Genomic DNA, 18,239 nt, shown 5'->3' with positions numbered 1-18,239 from the left:
CTCACTCAGGATTCCGCGGACTCGCTGGCGACGCTTTCCAGCATGTAGCCCAGCCCGCGCACGGTGACGATGCGCACGTCGCTGCCGGCCAGCTTCTTGCGCAGCCGATGCAGCACCACCTCGATGGCGTCGGGATTGGCTTCGCTATCGTGCGTGAACACCTTGCCGAACAGCTGGGACTTGTCCACCGGATAGCCGCTGCGGGTAAGCAAAGCGGCCAGGGCGGCATGTTCGCGCGGCGTCAAGAACAGCAGCGAGCCGTCCAGGGTGAAGGCGCGGCTTTCGCTGTCGTAGGACAGCGAACCGCATTGCAGGCGCGGATGCTGGCGGCCGCGGCTGCGGCGCACCAGCGCCGTCAGGCGCGCTTCCAGTTCCTCGAGCGCGAAGGGCTTGGTGAGGAAGTCGTCCGCGCCCAGGTTCAGGCCGCGCACGCGGTCCTGCAGAGCGCCTTGGGCAGTCAACAGCAGCACGGGGGTGCGGTCGTCGCGGTTGCGCATTTCGCGCAGCACCACCAGCCCGTGCTTGTCGGGCAGGCGCAGGTCCATGACGATGGCGTCGTATTCGGTACCGGCCATGAAGGCTTCGGCGGTGCGGGCGTCGGCCGCGTGGTCCGGCACGAACCCGCTCTGGGCGAGCGCGCGCATCAACCAGGACGCCATGTCCCGTTCGTCTTCAACCAACAATATGCGCATGACCGTCCGTTCCTTCAGGCAGATTCTCTGCTGCCCGTTGCCCGTGCACCCGCTGGCGCAAGTAGCGGGTTTCGTGATGGCGCCGGAAGAGGATAGCCGACAGCTCGTTCAGCGCCTGGGTGTAGACATCGCGCTTGAACTCGATCACGGCATCCAGGGGCACCCAATACTGGCTCCAGCGCCAGGCATCGAATTCCGGATGCTGCGTCGCGCGCAAGCACACGTCACTGTCACGTCCTACCAGGCGCAACAAGAACCAAATCTGTTTTTGTCCTTTATAGTGGCCACGCCACTCACGCCGGACGAAGTGATCGGGCACGTTATAACGTAACCAATCGCGTGTACGCCCCAAAATACGGACATGCTCGGGCTTCAAGCCCACCTCTTCATGGAGTTCGCGATACATGGCCTGCACCGGGCTTTCGCCATACTTGATGCCGCCTTGGGGGAACTGCCAGGCATGTTCCCTGATACGCTTGCCCCAAAAGACCTCGTTTCTACCGTTGACGAGAATGATGCCGACATTGGGGCGGTAGCCTTCGCGGTCAAGCATGGGCCACCCCCACCGAATTCAATACAATTACGATCGATTATACGTATCTGCAGCCACCTTTAAACATGCGCGCATCCAACTACCACATCAACACCCTCAAAGAAGCCCCTTCCGAAGCCGAAGTCGCCAGCCATCAGCTGATGACCCGGGCAGGGATGATCCGCAAGCTCGCGGGCGGCATCTACACCTACATGCCCCTGGGGCTGAAAGTCATCCGCAAGGTCGAGGCCATCGTCCGCGAAGAAATGAATGCCGCGGGTGCGATCGAGCTGCTGATGCCGGTGGTGCAGCCGGCCGAGCTCTGGCAGGAATCGGGCCGCTGGGAGCAATACGGCGCCGAGCTGCTGCGCATCAAGGACCGGCACCAGCGCGATTTCGTGCTGCAGCCCACGTCCGAGGAAGTCATCACGGACATCGCGCGCAACGAAATCCACAGCTATCGCCAGCTGCCGGTGAACTTCTATCACATCCAGACCAAGTTCCGGGACGAGCGCCGCCCGCGCTTCGGCCTGATGCGCGGCCGCGAATTCACCATGAAGGACGCCTATTCCTTCGACCGCGACGAAGCCGGCGCTCAGGCCAGCTACGACACCATGTTCAACGCCTACATGCGCATTTTCGGCCGCCTGGGTCTGGAATTCCGCGCCGTGGCCGCTGACACGGGCTCGATCGGCGGCACCCGCAGCCACGAATTCCAGGTGATCGCCGACACCGGCGAAGACCTGCTGGTCTACAACGCCGATTCGGACTACGCCGCCAACATGGAGCTGGCCGAGGCCCCCGGCCTGTACCCGACCCGCGCCGAGCCCGCCCAGGCCATGGCCGAAGTGCCCACGCCGGGCGCCGCCAAGTGCGAAGACGTGGCCAAGCTGCTGGGTCTGCCGCTGGAGCGCACGATCAAGTCCATCGTGCTGGCCACCGACGGCGAGAAAGGCGCCGACATCTGGCTGCTGCTGCTGCGCGGCGACCACGAACTCAACGAAATCAAGGCCGGCAAGCTGCCCGGCCTGGCCGGCTTCCGCTTCGCCACGGAAACCGAGATCGTCGAAACCTTCGGCTGCAAGCCCGGCTACCTGGGCCCGGTCAAGACCGTCCGTCCCGTGCACGTCATTGCCGACCGCACCGTGGCCAACATGGCCGATTTCGTCTGCGGCGCGAACAAGGAAGATTTCCACATCCAGGGCGTGAACTGGGGCCGTGACCTGCCCGAGCCCGAGCTGGTGGCGGACCTGCGCAACGTAGTCGCCGGCGACCCCTCGCCGGACGGCAAGGGCACCCTGTCGATCCAGCGCGGCATCGAAGTCGGCCACGTGTTCTACCTGGGCAAGAAGTACTCGGAAGCCCTCAAGGCCACCTTCCTGGACGAAACCGGCAAGCCCGCCGTCCTGGAAATGGGCTGCTACGGTATCGGCGTGACCCGCATCGTGGGCGCGGCCATCGAGCAGAACCACGATGCCCGCGGCATCATCTGGCCGCGCGCGATCGCCCCCTTCGAAGTGGTAATCTGCCCGGTCGGCTGGGGCAAAAGTGAAACCGTGCGTGACACCGCGCAAAAGCTCTACGAATCCCTCCTGGCGCGCGGCGTGGACGTCATCCTGGACGACCGCGATGCCCGCCCGGGCGTGATGTTTGCTGAATGGGAGCTGATCGGCGCGCCGCTGCGTGTAACAGTTGGAGAACGCGGCCTGAACGATGGTGTGGTGGAATTGCAGGCCCGTCGGGAAACCGAAGCGGCCAAGATTCCGGTAGAGTCCGCGCTTGAAGCCGTGCTGACGAAACTCGACACGCTGTAAACCTTATAGTAACTACGGACTTTCCGCGTCCCGACTGCCCTTTTCTATCCATCGTGACCGATCCGAAGTCCGCCGAATCCGTCCTGCAGGTCCGTGTCTACTACGAAGACACGGATGCAGGCGGAGTGGTTTTCTACGCCAACTACTTGAAATTCCTGGAACGTGCACGCACCGAGTGGCTGCGCAATCTGGGGGTCAACCAGTCCAACCTGGCGGCCAGCGAACAACGTCTATTCGTTGTCCGCTCCCTGGACATGTCCTACCGCAAGCCGGCCAGGCTGGACGATTTACTTACCATACGCAGCCGGATCACACGACTCGGCCGCGCTTCGATACACTTCGCGCAACGCGCGGAACGCGACGGGGAACTGCTTGCCGACGGCAACATCCAAGTCTGCTGCGTCGATGCCATTCACATGCGGCCGGCGGAGTTGCCGGCTGACGTTCGCGCCAAACTGGAATTCATTCAGGAATAACCATGCAAGTCACCAACGACATGTCGTTGCTTTCGCTGATTTCGCACGCCAGCGTGCCGGTCCAGCTGATCATGCTGATGCTGTTGGGCATTTCGATCATGTCCTGGACCTACATCTTCGCCAAGCGGCTGGCGATCAAGCGGGCCCATGCCCAGACCCGCCGCTTCGAAGACGATTTCTGGTCGGGCGGCGACCTGTCCATGCTGCAACAGGCCGTGGCCTCGCGCCGCGACGAGCAAGGCGCGCTGGCCCGCATCTTCGATGCCGGCATGACCGAATTCCTGAAGGCCCGCCGCGGCAATGCCTCCGGCGACGCCACCGCCCTGCTGGACGGCCCGCGCCGCGCCATGCGCGCCGCCTACCAGCGCGAGATGGATTCGCTGGAATCGCACCTGAACTTCCTGGCTTCGGCCGGCTCCGTGTCCCCTTACATCGGCCTGCTGGGCACGGTCTGGGGGATCATGCACGCCTTCATCGGCCTGTCGAACATGCAGCAGGCCACCCTGGCCTCGGTGGCTCCCGGCATCGCGGAAGCGCTGATCGCCACCGCCATCGGCCTGTTCGCGGCCATTCCCGCCGTGGTCGCCTACAACCGCTTCACGAACGACATCGATCGCATCTCGATCCGTTTCGACAGCTTCGTCGATGAATTCCTGAACATTCTGCAACGGCAGGTGCGCTAATGCCCTCGGTAAGCTCACGCGGCAGGTCCGGCCGCCGCATGAAGGCCGACATCAACGTGGTGCCGTACATCGACGTGATGCTGGTGCTGCTGGTCATCTTCATGGTGACCGCTCCTCTCATCACGCCCGGCCTGATCCAGCTGCCCTCCGTCGGCGCGGCTTCGGACGTGCCGGTCAAGCCGCTGGAAGTCCAGATTTCGGAAGACGGCAAGATCGCCCTGCGCATGCGCGAACCCGGCGCCACCATGCAGGACATCGCGCGCCCCGAGCTGGTGGCGCAAGTGCGTTCGCGCATTACCGCGGAAACCCCGGTGGTCATCGCCGCCGACGGCAAGGTGCCCTACGAAACGGTCGTGAAGGTCATGGATGAACTTCGCACCAGCGGCATCACCCGCCTGGGTCTGCTGGTGGACCAGTCCGCCGGCGCATCCCAGCCTGCTCCCGCGAAAAAACGCTAACGCGACGCCTTCCGCCGGCGACGCCGGCTTGCAACGCTCATGACGCCACCCATAATCCGACACCGCAGCGGCCCCCCGGCCACCCCGCCCAACCACGACAACCGGAAGGCATTGATCCTGGCCGTGGCCGTGCACGTGCTGCTGCTGATCGTCTTGATCTTTGGCGTGAACTGGCGCTCCGAGAGCCCCGGCCCCGTGCAGGTGCAGCTCTGGGCAGACGGCAATTCGCCCGTCTCGCCGCCGCCCACGCCGCAACCCGAACCCCCGAAGCCTCAGCCCAAGCCGGAACCGAAGCCGGAGCCTGAAAAGGCGCCCGAGCCTCCCCCGCCGCCGCCCCCTCCTCCCAAGCCTGAGCCCGAAGCCCAGCCCAAGACCGAGGAAGTCGACCCCGAGATCGCGCTGCAGGAAGCCAAGAAAAAGCGCGAACAAGAGGAAAAGGCACGCCAGGCTGCCGAAGCCGCCAAGGAAAAGGCGCGCCTCGACGAAGAACGCAAGCAGGCCGAACTGAAAGAAAAGAAGCGTCTGGAGCAGGAACGCCAGGCTGCTGAGAAGGCTGCTGCCGAAAAGGCCGCCGAGAAAGCCGCCGCCGACAAGGCTGCCGCCGAGAAGAAGGCCAAGGACGACGCTGCCAAGAAGGCCGCGGCGGACAAAGCCGCCGCCGAAAAGGCCGCTGCCGACAAGGCTGCCGAGGAAAAAGCCGCGGCCGAAAAGGCTGCCGCCGAGAAAAAAGCCGCGGCCGAGAAGAAGGCCAAGGAAGAAGCCGCCAAGAAGGCCGCCGCCGACAAGGCGCTGAAGGATGCCTTCCGCAACGACGCCCTGGGCGCCGCCGGCATCCCCGGCGGCACGGCCGACCGCAATCAGGCGGGCGGCGGACGCGACAGCGGCTATGGCGCCAAGGTCCGCGCCTGCGTGCAACCCGGGGTGGCTTATCCGCCCCCTGCCCGCAGCGGATCGGAAAATCCCACGGCACAATACCGGGTACAGTTAGGTTCCGACGGGAAGGTCAATGGCGTCACCTTGACCAGTTCTTCGGGCAATGCCGGCTTCGACCGCGCGGTCGAGACGGGCATCCGCCGTTGCAACCCCTTCCCGAAGCCCTCGACGGGCCGCTACGAACCCATTATTGACGTTGTGTACAGAATGTATGATTGACAGGAGATTGATGAATATGACTCCCGCTTATAGCCGACGAGTACCCCCCCTCGCTCTCTGGCGATCGTATGGACTCGGGCTGCTGATGCTGACCTTGGCCTGCCTGATGGCCATCAAGCCCGCCCATGCGCAGCTGCGCGTCGATATCTCCGGTACCGGCGCCACCCAATACCCCGTCGCCATCGCCGACTTCGCCGTTGACGACACCCATGGCCGCGCCCTGGCCGAAGTCATCCGCGCCGACCTGACCCGCACGGGCCAGTTCCGCCTGATCAACGCCGCCGGTTCCGGCCTGAACGTCGACTCCCCCATCGCCTATGACGACTGGCGCGGCAAGGGCGCCGATTTCATCGCCTACGGCAGCATCACGCGCGGCGCCGACGGCCGCTACGACGTGCGCTACCGCCTGGCCGACACGGTCAAGAAGGGCCAGCTGGACGGCGTGGCGTTCTCGGGCACCGAGCAGGAACTGCGCCGCGTGGCGCACCAGATCGCCGACCGCATTTACGAGAAGATCACCGGCGTTAAGGGCGTCTTCTCGACCCGTATCGCGTACGTGCTGAAGAAGGGCGCCACCTACGAACTGCAGGTGGCGGACGCCGACGGGCAGAACCCGCAAGTCGCCCTGCGTTCGCGCGAGCCCATCATTTCGCCGTCCTGGTCGCCCGATGGCACCAAGCTCGCCTATGTGAGCTTCGAATCCGGCAAACCTGTCGTCTACGTGCACAATCTGGCCACCAGCGCCCGTTCGCCTGTCGCCAACTTCAAGGGCAACAACAGTGCACCGGGCTGGTCGCCCGATGGCAGCAAGCTGGCGGTGGCTTTGACCCGCGATGGTTTGTCGCAAATTTACATCGTTGGCGCGACCGACGGCTCGAATCCGACCCGAGTTACGCGTTCTCCCGGGATTGACACCGAACCGAGCTTTACGCCAGACGGTGCTTCCATTATCTTTACGAGTGACCGCAGCGGCGGGCCGCAGATCTACCAGACCGGCTCGAGTGGTGGCGAAGCACGCCGCCTCACGTTTAATGGTGGTTACAACATATCACCCCGAATTTCCCCCGATGGATCGACGCTACTGTACGTTGCAAGACGCGACGGCGCGTTTCGAATCGCATCGTTGAACCTGTCCTCAGGCTCCGAGACCTTGTTGACTGATGGTCGTGACGATCAGTCCCCGAGTTTTGCGCCGAATGGAATGCAAGTCCTTTACGCCGCCATCCAAAATGGCCGTAGCGTGCTTGCTGGTGTCTCGAGCGATGGCCGCGTACGGCAGACGCTTTCGGTACTGAATGGGGAAATACGTGAACCGACTTGGGGCCCATTTACCCGATAACACGTGTGACTCTCTTTGCAAAGGAACTATCATGAAGTCGCGCATTGCCAAAAGCCTAACCATCGCCGCTCTGGCTGCCGCCCTGGCAGCTTGCAGCTCCGTCCCTCTCGACGATAAAGCGGGTCAGGGCGGAGGCGCTGGCCAAGGATCCTCGGCCTCTGGCCAGATCCTTGATCCCTTCAACCCCCAAAGCATCCTGGCGCAACAGCGCTCGGTGTACTTTGACTTCGACAGCTACACGGTGTCGGACCAGTACCGCAGCTTGGTCGAAACCCACGCCAAGTACCTGGCCTCGCATCAACAGCAGACCATCAAGATCGAAGGCAACACCGACGAACGCGGCGGCGCTGAATACAACCTGGCCCTGGGCCAGCGCCGTGCCGACGCTGTGCGCCGCATGATGACCCTGCTGGGCGTCAGCGACAACCAGATCGAAACCATCAGCTTCGGTAAAGAAAAGCCGAAGGCGACTGGTACGTCGGAAGCCGACTTCGCGGAAAACCGCCGCGCCGATATCGTTTATCGCCGCTAAGCTTTTTCGTATAGTCTAGAGCCCTACCACGCGTCGGGACGGTCAACCGGCCGTCCCGACGTTTGTTTTTATACCCGGGAATTTTCATGCGCGATAACGTTCTGTCCCTGCGTCCTCTGATTGCGGCCACCGGCTTGGTGCTTGCGGCCCTTGCGGCGCCCGCCCACGCTTTTTCCGACGATGAGGCCCGCCGGGCCATCCTGGATTTGCGCCAACAGGTGCAGCAGCAGAACGAACAAAGCCAGCGCGCCAAGCTGCAATTGGCCGATCAGATCCAGGCCTTGCAGCAGGAAGTCGCCCAACTGCGCGACCAGCTCGAACTGGTGTCGCGCCAGCAGCCCTCGGCCAAGCCGGGCGGCGCGGCGGGCAGCGCCAATCCGCCGGGAGCCTCCGCCGGCGACCCCCAGGAACAGGCCGCCTATGACGGCGCGATCGACCTGTTCCGCAAGGGCCAGTACAAGGAAGCGTCCGAATCGCTGGCCGCCTTCACCGCCCTGTACCCCGCCAGCCAGCTCGCGCCCAGCGCGCAGTTCTACCTGGGCAGCAGCCGCTATGCGCTGAAGGACTTCAAGGGCGCCATCGAGCAATTGAACGCCATGGTCCAGAAGGCCCCGGACAACGCGCGCGCGCCGGATGCTCTGCTGGTCATCGCCGGCAGCCAGATCGAAATGAACAATCGCGCCGGCGCCAAGACGACGCTGCAGCGCATTGTTCGCGACTACCCGACCACGCCGGCCGCCAGCACGGCCAAGAGCCGTCTGCAGCTGCTGCAGTAATGCCGCCTGCCGCGAGCGCGGTTGCCGCATACCGGCACATCCTGCGCCGCCGGGCAGGGCTTATCGCCCTGCTGCTGGCGGCGCTTTTCATTGCGCTGCTGGCCGACTTCACCGTCGGCCCCTCGGGCCTGCCCTGGGGCGAACTGTGGCAGACGCTCACTGCACCCGGCGCGGCTGATCCGACCACCCGAGTCATCGTGTGGGACATCCGCCTGCCGTCGACGTTGATGGCCGCCCTGGTCGGCATGGCGCTGGGGATGGCGGGCGCGGAAATGCAGACCATCCTGAACAACCCCTTGGCCAGCCCATTTACGCTGGGCGTGTCGTCCGCCGCGGCCTTTGGCGCCTCGCTGGCCATCGTGCTGCAGTTGGGCCTGCCCGGCGTTCCCGCTGGCTGGCTGGTGGCCGGCAACGCTTTCCTGTTTGCGCTGCTGGCGGCCTTGATGCTGGACGCCGTGACCCGTTGGGGCGGCATGAATACCTCGGGCGTGGTGCTGTTCGGCATCGCCATGCTGTTCACCTTCAATGCGCTGGTGTCGCTGGTGCAGTTCATGGCCAGCGCCGAGGCGCTGCAGAACCTGGTGTTCTGGACCATGGGCAGCTTGTCGCGTTCCAGCTGGACCACGGTCGGCGTGCTGGCGGCGGCCTTTGCCGTGGCGCTGCCGCTGGCCATGCGCCAATCCTGGAAACTGACCGCGCTGCGCCTGGGCGAGGACCGCGCCGCGAGCTTCGGCGTGGACGTGCGCCGCGTGCGCGTTGCGGCGCTGGCCCGGGTCAGCCTGCTGTCGGCGCTGGCGGTGGCCTTTGTCGGCACGATAGGCTTCATCGGGTTGGTCGCGCCGCACATTGCGCGGCGGCTGTTCGGCGAGGACCATCGCTACTTCCTGCCGGGCAGCGCGCTGGTGGGCGCGGTGATCCTGTCACTGGCGTCGATCGCCTCCAAGAACCTCATGCCGGGCGTGGTCGTGCCGGTGGGTATCGTGACCGCCCTGGTCGGCATACCCTTTTTCGCGTCGGTGGTGCTGCGCCGGCAGATGCCATGACCGCGCCGCGCACCGCTACCGCAACGACGCTATCCGTGCGCGGCCTCACGGCCGGCTACGGACGCTCGGACGTGCTGCATGCGCTGTCGATACCCGAGTTGCCCGCCGGCCAGGTGACCGCTCTGCTCGGCCCCAACGGCAGCGGCAAATCCACCCTGCTCAAGACCCTGGCGGGCCTGGTCCGCGTGCGCGCCGGACAGGTCACTCTGGACGGCCGCGACCTGCTGCGCCAGAGCTTCGGCGAACGCGCGCGCCACGTGGTCTACTTGCCCCAGGGCCTGCCCGCGGCCGTGCACCTGCGGGTGTTCGAATCCGTGCTGGTGGCGGCCAAGGCGGGCGACAGCCTGGGTACGCCGGTGGACATGCAAGCCATAGACCGGCTGCTGGAGCGCCTGGGCATTGCCCATCTGGCCTTGCAGTACCTGGATTCGCTGTCCGGCGGACAGAAGCAGCTGGTGGGACTGGCGCAGGCCTTGATCCGCCACCCGCGCGTGCTGCTGCTGGACGAACCGCTATCGGCGCTGGACTTGAACTACCAGTTCCATGTCATGCAGCTGCTGCGGCAGGAAACCCTGGAACACGGCCTGATCAGCGTCATCGTGCTGCATGACCTGAACGTGGCGCTACAGCACGCCGACCGGGCCGTCATGATCCATGACGGCCGGCTGCACGCGGCGGGCCTGCCGGCGGACGTGATCACGCCGGCATCGCTGGCGGCGGTCTACGGGGTGGAAGGACGGGTGGAGGCCTGCTCGCGCGGCCTGCGGCAGGTGCTGATCGACGGGCTGCAAGCGCGCCCGCACTGAACGCGGGACAGCGCGATGTCAGGCGCGCAGCGCCACGTCCACGACCGGCGCGCCGGTCATGTCCGCCAGTTGCCGCGGCGTCAGGTTGAACACCGCATGCGGATGCCCCGCGGCAGCCCACAGGCTGTCGTAGTTGAAAAGATCCGCGTCCAGCAGCATCACCGGCTTGACCGCATGGCCGATGGGACACACGCCGCCGATCGCATAGCCGGTCATGTCGCGCACGAACTTCGCGTCCGCCTTGGCCAGCGGACCCACCTGCGAGGCCACCTTGGCCTCGTCCACTCGGTTCGCGCCGCTGGCGATGACCAGCACCGACGCGTCATCCGAGGCGCGCCGGAAGATGATGGACTTGGCGATCTGCGCGACCTCGCAGCCTAGCCCCGCCGCCGCTTCCGCCGAGGTCTTGCCGGTTTGCGGCAGGACGACCACGGGCTTGTCATGCCCCAGTTCCAGCAGCAGGCGCGCGACGCGCTGGGCGGATTCGGGCAAGGCGGCAAGGGACTCAGGCGACATCGGGACGGCTCCGTTGAGTTGGGAAATAGGCGCGGCCAGCGCGCCGGACATCGGAAACGAGTTTATCAGCGCGGAGGCGCGGCGCCTGCGGGCTAGAATGCGCTCCTGGCTTTCCCACACGACACCCATGCGTTCCGAACCCGTCCTGCCCCTGCAAACCGCCCTGATCGGCGGCTACGCCATGTCCTACACCGAGTACGGCAGCGGCGCGCCCCTGGTGCTGGTGCACGGCTCCTTGTCCGACTGCCGCTACTGGAAGTCGCAGATGGCGCCGCTGGGCAAGTCGTTCCGCGTGCTGGCGGTCTGCCTGCGCCGCTACTGGCCCGAAACCTGGGACGGCGAAGGCGAGGGTTTTTCAGTCGAACAGCATGCCAGCGACGTGCTGGAGTTCATCGATACGGTGGCAGGCGAACCGGCCCATCTGGTGGGCCATTCCCGCGGCGGCCGCGTGGCGCTGGAAGCGGCGCTGCAGCAGCCCGGCGCGCTGCGCAGCCTGACCCTGGCCGATCCGGGCCTGCCGCTGCCCGGCGACGACGACCTGCGCGGGGGCTTTCGCCAGCGCGCGCTGGCGCTCATCCGCGACGGCGAGATCGAAGATGGCCTGGCGCTGTTCGTGGATACCGTCACCGGACCCGACACCTGGCAACGCATGGTGCCGTGGTTCAAGGAAATGGTGCGCGACAACGTCGGCACGCTGTTCGGACAGGCCGAGGAAAAGCCCGAAGCGCTGACGCCCGGGCAGATCGGCACGCTGAAGCTGCCGACCCTGCTGATTGGCGGCGCGCTCAGCCCCGCGCCCTATCCGGCCGTTTTGGATGCCCTGTCGCAATGGCTGCCGCAAGCGCAGCGCGTGACGATCACCGGATCGTCGCACGGCATGAACCTGGGCAATCCGCGCGCCTTCAACGGCGCGATCGAGGCATTCATCAACGGCTGACGCTGGCGCTGCCCGGCCGTGGCACGCCTCAGGGCTCGACCGAAGGCGTGTGCTTCAGACGCCGCAACACGAAGGTGGAACGGCTGTGCCGCACGCCGCGCAGCTTGTAGAGCCGCTTGCGCAGGAACTCCTCGTAGCCTTCGGTTCCCGCCACCGCCACCTTGATCAGATAGTCGTACTCGCCCGTCACGAGAAAGGCCTCGACCACTTCCGGCAGCCGCGTGATCTCTTCGCCGAAGCGCGCCAGCGTGTCGTCATCGTGGTGTTCCAGCGTCACCTCGATCATGACGGTGTCCGGCAAGCCCAGCGCCTTCTGGTTCAAGAGGGCGGCGTAGCCCTCGATCACGCCCGCCTCCTCCAGCGCCTTGACCCGGTTCCAGCAAGGCGTGGGCGACAGGCCCACCTGCTCGGCCAGTTTCAGGTTGGTGAGGCGCCCGTCCGCACGCAGCGCGCGCAGGATCTTGCGGTCGGTTTCGTCGATTTTGGGCGATGTGGACATGGGAAGGCCGATAGAAAAGATATTTTCCCTGGAAAAACAAATTCTACAAGACAGATATTTTCCTGAATCAGCAAATACGGCGTGAATCAGGAAACCTATTTTGCCCTCCTGCCCGTAGACTCTCCTGCAAGACGGTCACCTATCCCGCCCGTCCGATTTCGGCGTCCACGCTGCGGCACAACCCGGCGCAGACGCCGGCAGTATCAACGCAGCACGCCGCGCGCCGATCCGCACGGCAGGAAACCATGTCTCTCGCAGCAGCAGCACCCGCAAGAACCGGCCTGGGCCTTTCCGGCACCGCCATGCTTTTGGCCGCTCCGGCGCTCTTCGCCTCCAACATGGTGGCGGCCCGCTGGGCCCATGATGCCAACCTCCCCCCCGTTTTCCTGGCCTTCGGCCGCTGGCTGATCGCCCTGCTGATCCTGCTGCCACTGGCCGCGCCCGCCCTGCGCGCGCATCGCAAGACCTTGTGGCGCGCCCTGCCGTCGCTGGCGCCGCTGGCGGTGCTGGGCATGGGCGTGGCCGTGGCGCCGCAATACATCGGCGCCCAAAATACCAGCGCGACCAACATCGCCCTGATCTTTTCGTGCAGCCCCATCCTGGTGGCGCTGCTGGAAGCCATCATCTGGCGCAAGCCGCTGTCCGCCCTGCGCGGCGCGGGCCTGGCGCTGGCCTTGGGCGGCGTACTGGTGGTGCTGGCGCGCGGTGACGCGCAGACGCTGGCCCGCCTGGATTTCGGCCAAGGGGATCTCTGGGTGCTGCTGGCCGCCACTGGCTGGGCCTTCTACACCGTGTTGCAGAAGCGGCTGAGTCTGCCCGCGGTGCCGGACAGCGCCCGGCTGGCCGCCATGATGCTGGGCGGCGTGCTGGCCCTGGCGCCCTTTGCCGCGATCGAGGCCGCGGCCGGCGCCACGCCGCCCTGGGGCGATCCGCGACTGGCCGCGGTGCTGCTGTTCCTGGCGGTGGTGCCCAGCCTGGGCGCGTACTACGTGTACGGCCGCCTGATCAGCCAGGCCGGGCCGGCCACCGCGGGGCTGTCGATGTTCCTGGTGCCGGTCTATGCCGCGCTGCTGGCCTGGCCGCTGCTGGGCGAAGCCCCGCAGCTGTTCCATGCCTACGGCTTCGTGATGATCCTGCTGGGCGTGAAGCTGGCCTCGTCGCGCATGCGCGCGGCGGCGGCCACGGCCGCCGCCCCGGCCTGAAGCGGACGGCTCAACGGCCGGTGCCCTGAGCCGCCATCACTTCCTGCGCCACCTGGCGCGGCGCCTCGGCATAGTGCTTGAACTCCATGCTGTAGGTCGCACGCCCCTGGGTCAGCGAGCGCAGCGAGGTGGAGTACCCGAACATCTCGGCCAGCGGCACTTCGGCGCGCACCAGCTTGCCGCCGCCGCCCGCGATGTCCTCCATGCCCTGCACCATGCCGCGCCGCGAGGACAAGTCGCCCATGACGTTGCCGGTGAAGTCCTCGGGCGTTTCCACCTCGACCTGCATCATGGGTTCCAGCAGCACCGGATCGGCGCGGCGCATGCCTTCCTTGAAGGCCATCGAGCCCGCCATCTTGAAGGCGTTCTCGTTCGAGTCCACGTCGTGGTACGAGCCGAAGAACAGCGTCGCCTTCACATCCACCACCGGATAGCCCGCCAGCACTCCGGCATTGAGGGCTTCGCGTATGCCCTTGTCGACGGCCGGAATGAACTCGCGCGGCACCACGCCGCCCTTGATGGCATCGACGAATTCATAGCCCTTGCCGGGCTCCTGCGGTTCCAGCTTGAGCACCACATGGCCGTACTGGCCGCGCCCGCCCGATTGCTTGACGAACTTGCCTTCGACCTCGTTGCAGGTCTTGCGTATGGTTTCGCGGTACGCGACCTGGGGCTTGCCCACCGTGGCCTCGACGCCGAACTCGCGCTTCATGCGGTCGACCAGGATTTCCAGGTGCAGCTCGCCCATGCCGGAAATGATGGTCTGGCCGGACTCTTCATCCGTGCGCACGCGGAACGACGGATCCTCTTGCGCCAGTCGGCCCAGCGCGATGCCCATTTTTTCCTGGTCGGCCTTGGTCTTGGGCTCCACGGCCTGGGAAATCACGGGCTCCGGAAACACCATGCGTTCCAGGATGATGATGTGGGCGGGATCGGTCAGCGTGTCGCCAGTGGTGACGTCCTTGATGCCCACGGCCGCCGCGATGTCGCCCGCGTAGACCTCGGTGATCTCGCGCCGCTCGTTGGCGTGCATCTGCAGGATGCGGCCCAGCCTTTCCTTCTTTTCCTTGATGGGATTGAAGACCGAGTCGCCCGATTTCACCACGCCCGAATAAACGCGGAAGAACACCAGTTGGCCGACAAAGGGGTCGGTCATGATCTTGAAGGCCAAGGCCGAAAACGGCTCGTTGTCGGTGGGATGCCGTTCGATTTCATGATCGCGCACGTCGTGGCCCTTGATCGCGGGCACGTCCACGGGTGAAGGCATATAGTCGATGACCGCGTCCAGCATGGCCTGCACGCCCTTGTTCTTGAACGCGCTGCCACAGAGCATCGGCACGATCTCGTTGGCGACCGTGCGCATGCGCAGGCCCTGCTTGATTTCATCCTCGGTCAAGGGTTCGCCCGACAGGTATTTTTCCAACAGGGTTTCGTTGGCCTCGGCGGCCTTCTCCACCATCTTGTCGTGCCATTCCTGGGCCTGGGCCTGCATCGAGGCGGGAATGTCGCGGTACTCGAAGCGCACGCCCTGGCTGGCCTCATCCCAGATGATGGCCTTCATCTTGACCAGGTCGATCACGCCTTCGAAATGGTCCTCGGCGCCCACCGGCAGCTGGATGGGCACGGCGTCGCCCTTCAGGCGTTCGGCGATCTGGCGCTGCACGCGCAGGAAGTCGGCGCCGACCCGGTCCATCTTGTTGACGAAGGCCAGCCGCGGCACCTTGTACTTGTTGGCTTGGCGCCAGACGGTTTCGGATTGCGGCTGCACGCCGCCCACGGCGTCGTAGACCATGACCGCGCCATCCAGCACGCGCATGGAACGCTCGACCTCGATGGTGAAGTCGACGTGGCCCGGCGTGTCGATGATGTTGATGCGGTGTTCGGGATAGTTGCCCGCCATGCCCTTCCAGAAGGCGGTGGTGGCGGCCGACGTGATGGTGATGCCGCGTTCCTGTTCCTGCTCCATCCAGTCCATCACGGCGGCGCCGTCATGCACCTCGCCGATCTTGTGGGTGATGCCGGTGTAGAAGAGGATGCGCTCGGTGGTCGTCGTCTTGCCCGCGTCGATGTGGGCGCTGATGCCGATATTGCGGTAAAGCTCGATACGCGTCTTGCGAGTCATGGCCTCTTCCCTTGCAGTGAACTACCGGGCGAAGACGGCAAGCCCGACCGGGCCTTGCCGCGGCGGGCGCCATGCCGCGTAGGGTGCTTGAGAATCGCGGAACCGCGCCCGCACTGATGCGTAAATATTACGCGCGGCGCGACAAGAAACAAGCCTAGTCCCTGCAAGGGCCAAGGATAAAAAAAAGCCCCTCCAACGGGAGGGGCTCGTTTGCCATGCACCAGCCTGGGGCGAGCCTCAGGGGCTGCCCGCAGCGGCGTACCGTGCAGGCTACTTCTTTTCTTCCTTGACGCGGTACACCAGCACGGCGGTGCTGGCCAGCGACAGAACCTTGGCGGTGACGCTGCCCAGCAGCAGGCGCGAGAGGCCGCTGCGGCCGTGGCTGCCGATGAAGATCAGATCGCAGCCGGCGTCGGCGGCGGCTTGCACGATGCCGTCGGCAACGTTGAAGTTCGACACGGCGCGCGACTCGGACTTCACGCCGGCGGTGTCGGCGCGGTCGGTGATCTGCTTGAGGTACTTGTCGGCCTGCTCGGCGGAGGCCTTTTCGTAGTCTTCGTCGGTGATGGCGTAGGCGGCAGCCATGCCGTCAAAGCCGATCGTGGCTGCGAAGGGCTGGGTCACGTAGAGCGCGACGACTTCAGCGCCCACGGAACGCGCAAAGCAAATGCCGGCATTGGCGGCTTGGGCCGAGAGCGGAGAACCGTCGGTGGGAATCAGGATCTTCTTGAACATCTTGCCTGCTCCTGTTTGTGAGGTACCTCCATGCTACCGGAAACGCGCCAGGTTCACATCAACCGAACCCGGCGCGCCTTGACGCGCGTCAAGCGCGATCAGCCCAGCTGCTGGGCGGCGGCGAACAGATTGGTGCAGCGGGTGCCGGTGCGGCAGTACGCCAGGACCGGGCCCGGCAGCGTGCGCAGCAGCTCGGCGAAACGCACCACGTCGGCGGCGGTCATGGCGCTGCCGACTACGGGCTGGTATTCGATCTGCAGGCCGGCGGCCACGGCGGCCTTGGACACGTCCGCGGCGGTGGGCTGGTCCGGCCCGCCTTCAAAATCGGGACGGTTGATGATCACGCTCTTGTAGCCGGCGGCGGCGACGTCCGCCATGTCGTCCGGGCCGAGCTGGGGCGCGACGGCGAAATTCTGGGTCAGGGGTTTGATGGGTGCGGACATGGCGGTTCCTTCAATGGCTTCAAAGAGACAGCTTTCTATTATTGATTGCTGGAGGCGTTTTGCGCGAAGATTTTTTCCAGATCGGTCCAGACGCCGCGATGATCGGCGATCGTGACCGAAAAGCGCAGCATCGTGGACGGCGCCTGGGACGGGGAAAACAGCGTGCCCGGAGCCAGCAGCATGCCGTGGTCGGCCGCCACGCGCGCCAGCGCCTCGGTATCGCGGCCGTAATCGGCCCAGACAAACATGCCGGCGTGCGGCTCGTGGTGCACCGTCAACCCCAGTTTCAGCAACCCTTTCAGGCAGCGCTGGCGGGCGTCGTCCACCCGCAGGCGCACGCGCTCGATGTGGCGGCGGTACTGCCCTTCCATCAGCACCCGGTGGATCACCCGCTCGCCGAGTTCGGGCGAGGTCAGGCCGGCCAGCATCTTCAGGTCGGCGAGCTTCTGCAGGATGTCCGGATTCGCCGCCAGATAGCCCACGCGCAGGCTGGCCGCCAGCATCTTGGAATAACCGCCCACCAGGATCACCCGTTTCAGGCGGTCCAGCGCGGCCAGCTTCATGGCGCCGCCCGGATGCAGTTCGCCGTAGGTGTCGTCCTCGACCACGAGAAAATCGTGGCGTTCGGCGATGCGCAGGATGTCGTAGGCGGCGCCGGCCGACAACGTGTGGCCGGTGGGGTTGTGCACGGAACTGTTGATGATGAAGAGCTTGGGCTTGTGTTGGGCAGCCAGCTGTTCGAGCAGCGCCGTATCGGGGCCGTCGGGGCCGCGCGGCACGCCGATCAGGCGCGCGCCGAAGGCGGCCAATCGGCCGAAGATGACGAACCAGGCCGGGTCTTCGACCAGCACGGTGTCGCCCGGTTTGACCAGGTGCCGCGCGATCAGGTCCAGGCCGTGCGTGACGCCGTTGGTCGTCAGCAGGTTGAGTTCCGGATGCGCAGGCACGCCATCGTTCTGCAGGAAGGCGGCGATCTGCTGACGCAGCGGCGCGAAGCCCTGCGGGTGGCCATAGCTGACCAGATGGCCGCGCACCGAACGGCCCACGGCGCGCACCGCGCCCGCCACCATCTCGGGGTCGAGCCAGTCCGCCGGCAGCAGCCCTGCGCCGCCCGGCATGCCTGAAGGGTTGGTGTCGCGGAACATGCTGCGCAACAGCCAGGCGACATCGATCCGGGCAGGCGGCGTGAACGCCGCGGGCGCCGCGCTGGCCACGGCGGCCAGGTGGCCGCTGCGCGCCCGAACGAAGAACCCCGCGCCCCGCCGCGACTGCACCAGGCCGCGGGCCACCAGGCGGTCGTAGGCCTCGACCACGGTGAAGCGGCTGACGCCCGACTGTTCGGCCATCTTGCGGATCGACGGCAGCCGGGTGCCGGGCCGCAGACCCTGTTCATCGATGCGGCGCGCCAGCCCATCGGCCAGCTGTGTCACCAAGGTGGCGTCGGCCTGGCGCACGGGCTGCCAGGGCATGGGGGAGGTCGCG

General features: G+C 65.8%; 20 protein-coding genes. 12 read left to right on the top strand and 8 right to left on the bottom strand.

Features of this window, described 5'->3' with window-relative positions:
- Window positions 1-5: 5 nt before the first annotated feature.
- Window positions 6-692 carry a response regulator gene (locus ACZ5YA_RS25985; protein ID WP_008157866.1) on the bottom strand — a complete coding sequence of 229 codons (687 nt, stop codon included), beginning with the start codon at window positions 690-692 and terminating at the stop codon, window positions 6-8.
- Window positions 673-1,245, bottom strand: a complete 573-nt coding sequence (locus tag ACZ5YA_RS25980) for an RNA pyrophosphohydrolase (protein WP_042796390.1) — start codon at window positions 1,243-1,245, stop codon at window positions 673-675. The genes ACZ5YA_RS25985 and ACZ5YA_RS25980 overlap by 20 nt, the downstream gene beginning before the upstream one ends.
- A 65-nt stretch (window positions 1,246-1,310) precedes the next feature.
- Here ACZ5YA_RS25980 and ACZ5YA_RS25975 point away from each other — a divergent pair, with 65 nt between their 5' ends.
- The 10 genes from ACZ5YA_RS25975 (at window position 1,311) to ACZ5YA_RS25930 (ending at window position 10,303) form a co-directional block, all read left to right on the top strand.
- Window positions 1,311-3,038: a proline--tRNA ligase gene (locus ACZ5YA_RS25975; protein WP_054458515.1), complete on the top strand. Its 1,728-nt coding sequence runs from the start codon at window positions 1,311-1,313 to the stop codon at window positions 3,036-3,038.
- A 53-nt stretch (window positions 3,039-3,091) separates the two neighbouring features.
- Window positions 3,092-3,514 carry a tol-pal system-associated acyl-CoA thioesterase gene (gene ybgC, locus ACZ5YA_RS25970; RefSeq protein ID WP_059373015.1) on the top strand — a complete coding sequence of 141 codons (423 nt, stop codon included), beginning with the start codon at window positions 3,092-3,094 and terminating at the stop codon, window positions 3,512-3,514.
- A gap of 2 nt (window positions 3,515-3,516) precedes the next feature.
- The gene (gene tolQ, locus ACZ5YA_RS25965; protein ID WP_054458511.1) at window positions 3,517-4,197 is read left to right on the top strand and encodes a protein TolQ; all 681 of its coding nucleotides are present in this window, start codon (window positions 3,517-3,519) and stop codon (window positions 4,195-4,197) included.
- Window positions 4,197-4,655 carry a protein TolR gene (gene tolR, locus ACZ5YA_RS25960; RefSeq protein WP_059373013.1) on the top strand — a complete coding sequence of 153 codons (459 nt, stop codon included), beginning with the start codon at window positions 4,197-4,199 and terminating at the stop codon, window positions 4,653-4,655. Before tolQ ends, tolR begins: the two co-directional genes overlap by 1 nt.
- A gap of 39 nt (window positions 4,656-4,694) precedes the next feature.
- Window positions 4,695-5,807: a cell envelope integrity protein TolA gene (gene tolA / locus ACZ5YA_RS25955; RefSeq protein WP_118932589.1), complete on the top strand. Its 1,113-nt coding sequence runs from the start codon at window positions 4,695-4,697 to the stop codon at window positions 5,805-5,807.
- Between the two features lie 16 nt (window positions 5,808-5,823).
- Complete coding sequence (tolB, locus tag ACZ5YA_RS25950) at window positions 5,824-7,146, top strand: Tol-Pal system beta propeller repeat protein TolB (protein ID WP_059373061.1); 1,323 nt, start codon at window positions 5,824-5,826, stop codon at window positions 7,144-7,146.
- A 31-nt stretch (window positions 7,147-7,177) separates the two neighbouring features.
- A complete protein-coding gene (pal, locus tag ACZ5YA_RS25945; RefSeq protein ID WP_042796384.1) occupies window positions 7,178-7,678 on the top strand; it encodes a peptidoglycan-associated lipoprotein Pal in 501 nt (166 codons plus the stop codon).
- A gap of 86 nt (window positions 7,679-7,764) precedes the next feature.
- On the top strand, window positions 7,765-8,454 hold the full coding sequence (gene ybgF, locus ACZ5YA_RS25940; protein WP_013391489.1) for a tol-pal system protein YbgF: 690 nt from the start codon (window positions 7,765-7,767) through the stop codon (window positions 8,452-8,454).
- Window positions 8,454-9,497, top strand: a complete 1,044-nt coding sequence (locus ACZ5YA_RS25935; protein WP_118932587.1) for a FecCD family ABC transporter permease — start codon at window positions 8,454-8,456, stop codon at window positions 9,495-9,497. Before ybgF ends, ACZ5YA_RS25935 begins: the two co-directional genes overlap by 1 nt.
- Window positions 9,494-10,303 (top strand): ABC transporter ATP-binding protein, encoded by an 810-nt coding sequence (locus ACZ5YA_RS25930; RefSeq protein ID WP_464091420.1) that lies wholly within the window; start codon window positions 9,494-9,496, stop codon window positions 10,301-10,303. The genes ACZ5YA_RS25935 and ACZ5YA_RS25930 overlap by 4 nt, the downstream gene beginning before the upstream one ends.
- A gap of 18 nt (window positions 10,304-10,321) precedes the next feature.
- Here the strand turns inward: ACZ5YA_RS25930 and ACZ5YA_RS25925 are convergent, their stop codons facing one another.
- A complete protein-coding gene (locus tag ACZ5YA_RS25925; RefSeq protein ID WP_464091419.1) occupies window positions 10,322-10,819 on the bottom strand; it encodes a YbaK/EbsC family protein in 498 nt (165 codons plus the stop codon).
- Window positions 10,820-10,946: 127 nt separating this feature from the next.
- Between ACZ5YA_RS25925 and ACZ5YA_RS25920 the strand changes: the two genes are divergently transcribed.
- Window positions 10,947-11,756, top strand: coding sequence for an alpha/beta fold hydrolase (locus ACZ5YA_RS25920; protein WP_464091418.1), 810 nt, complete (start codon window positions 10,947-10,949; stop codon window positions 11,754-11,756).
- A gap of 28 nt (window positions 11,757-11,784) precedes the next feature.
- Here the strand turns inward: ACZ5YA_RS25920 and ACZ5YA_RS25915 are convergent, their stop codons facing one another.
- Window positions 11,785-12,255 carry an Lrp/AsnC family transcriptional regulator gene (locus ACZ5YA_RS25915; protein ID WP_059372995.1) on the bottom strand — a complete coding sequence of 157 codons (471 nt, stop codon included), beginning with the start codon at window positions 12,253-12,255 and terminating at the stop codon, window positions 11,785-11,787.
- A gap of 245 nt (window positions 12,256-12,500) precedes the next feature.
- On the opposite strand from ACZ5YA_RS25915, the gene ACZ5YA_RS25910 reads away from it, so the two are divergent.
- Window positions 12,501-13,457: a DMT family transporter gene (locus ACZ5YA_RS25910; protein WP_280015892.1), complete on the top strand. Its 957-nt coding sequence runs from the start codon at window positions 12,501-12,503 to the stop codon at window positions 13,455-13,457.
- A gap of 10 nt (window positions 13,458-13,467) precedes the next feature.
- Here the strand turns inward: ACZ5YA_RS25910 and fusA are convergent, their stop codons facing one another.
- The 4 genes from fusA to ACZ5YA_RS25890 all read right to left on the bottom strand — a co-directional run bounded on the left by fusA (window position 13,468) and on the right by ACZ5YA_RS25890 (window position 18,211).
- On the bottom strand, window positions 13,468-15,579 hold the full coding sequence (fusA, locus tag ACZ5YA_RS25905) for an elongation factor G (RefSeq protein ID WP_059372992.1): 2,112 nt from the start codon (window positions 15,577-15,579) through the stop codon (window positions 13,468-13,470).
- A gap of 270 nt (window positions 15,580-15,849) precedes the next feature.
- Complete coding sequence (locus ACZ5YA_RS25900; protein ID WP_013391481.1) at window positions 15,850-16,314, bottom strand: universal stress protein; 465 nt, start codon at window positions 16,312-16,314, stop codon at window positions 15,850-15,852.
- A 98-nt stretch (window positions 16,315-16,412) separates the two neighbouring features.
- Window positions 16,413-16,757 carry a protein tyrosine phosphatase family protein gene (locus ACZ5YA_RS25895; protein WP_059372991.1) on the bottom strand — a complete coding sequence of 115 codons (345 nt, stop codon included), beginning with the start codon at window positions 16,755-16,757 and terminating at the stop codon, window positions 16,413-16,415.
- A 38-nt stretch (window positions 16,758-16,795) separates the two neighbouring features.
- Entirely contained in the window at window positions 16,796-18,211 is a 1,416-nt protein-coding gene (locus ACZ5YA_RS25890) for an aminotransferase-like domain-containing protein (RefSeq protein WP_118932596.1), read from the bottom strand.
- Window positions 18,212-18,239: the final 28 nt, after the last annotated feature.

The sequence above is a fragment of the Achromobacter sp. JCM 18799 genome (assembly GCF_055395645.1).
The sequence above is the reverse complement of the archived record's forward strand: the minus strand, read 5'-3'. Positions and strand labels throughout refer to the sequence as shown.

Excerpts from the sequence above, each read along its gene's own strand:
- ACZ5YA_RS25985 (WP_008157866.1), bottom strand. The coding sequence starts at position 692 with ATGCGCATATTGTTGGTTGAAGACGAACGGGACATGGCGTCCTGGTTG.
- ACZ5YA_RS25930 (WP_464091420.1), top strand. The coding sequence starts at position 9,494 with ATGACCGCGCCGCGCACCGCTACCGCAACGACGCTATCCGTGCGCGGC.
- ACZ5YA_RS25900 (WP_013391481.1), bottom strand. The coding sequence starts at position 16,314 with ATGTTCAAGAAGATCCTGATTCCCACCGACGGTTCTCCGCTCTCGGCC.
- ACZ5YA_RS25935 (WP_118932587.1), top strand. The coding sequence starts at position 8,454 with ATGCCGCCTGCCGCGAGCGCGGTTGCCGCATACCGGCACATCCTGCGC.
- fusA (WP_059372992.1), bottom strand. The coding sequence starts at position 15,579 with ATGACTCGCAAGACGCGTATCGAGCTTTACCGCAATATCGGCATCAGC.
- ACZ5YA_RS25895 (WP_059372991.1), bottom strand. The coding sequence starts at position 16,757 with ATGTCCGCACCCATCAAACCCCTGACCCAGAATTTCGCCGTCGCGCCC.
- ACZ5YA_RS25915 (WP_059372995.1), bottom strand. The coding sequence starts at position 12,255 with ATGTCCACATCGCCCAAAATCGACGAAACCGACCGCAAGATCCTGCGC.
- tolA (WP_118932589.1), top strand. The coding sequence starts at position 4,695 with ATGACGCCACCCATAATCCGACACCGCAGCGGCCCCCCGGCCACCCCG.
- tolR (WP_059373013.1), top strand. The coding sequence starts at position 4,197 with ATGCCCTCGGTAAGCTCACGCGGCAGGTCCGGCCGCCGCATGAAGGCC.
- ACZ5YA_RS25980 (WP_042796390.1), bottom strand. The coding sequence starts at position 1,245 with ATGCTTGACCGCGAAGGCTACCGCCCCAATGTCGGCATCATTCTCGTC.
- ybgF (WP_013391489.1), top strand. The coding sequence starts at position 7,765 with ATGCGCGATAACGTTCTGTCCCTGCGTCCTCTGATTGCGGCCACCGGC.
- ACZ5YA_RS25975 (WP_054458515.1), top strand. The coding sequence starts at position 1,311 with ATGCGCGCATCCAACTACCACATCAACACCCTCAAAGAAGCCCCTTCC.
- tolB (WP_059373061.1), top strand. The coding sequence starts at position 5,824 with ATGACTCCCGCTTATAGCCGACGAGTACCCCCCCTCGCTCTCTGGCGA.
- ACZ5YA_RS25910 (WP_280015892.1), top strand. The coding sequence starts at position 12,501 with ATGTCTCTCGCAGCAGCAGCACCCGCAAGAACCGGCCTGGGCCTTTCC.
- tolQ (WP_054458511.1), top strand. The coding sequence starts at position 3,517 with ATGCAAGTCACCAACGACATGTCGTTGCTTTCGCTGATTTCGCACGCC.
- ACZ5YA_RS25920 (WP_464091418.1), top strand. The coding sequence starts at position 10,947 with ATGCGTTCCGAACCCGTCCTGCCCCTGCAAACCGCCCTGATCGGCGGC.
- pal (WP_042796384.1), top strand. The coding sequence starts at position 7,178 with ATGAAGTCGCGCATTGCCAAAAGCCTAACCATCGCCGCTCTGGCTGCC.
- ACZ5YA_RS25925 (WP_464091419.1), bottom strand. The coding sequence starts at position 10,819 with ATGTCGCCTGAGTCCCTTGCCGCCTTGCCCGAATCCGCCCAGCGCGTC.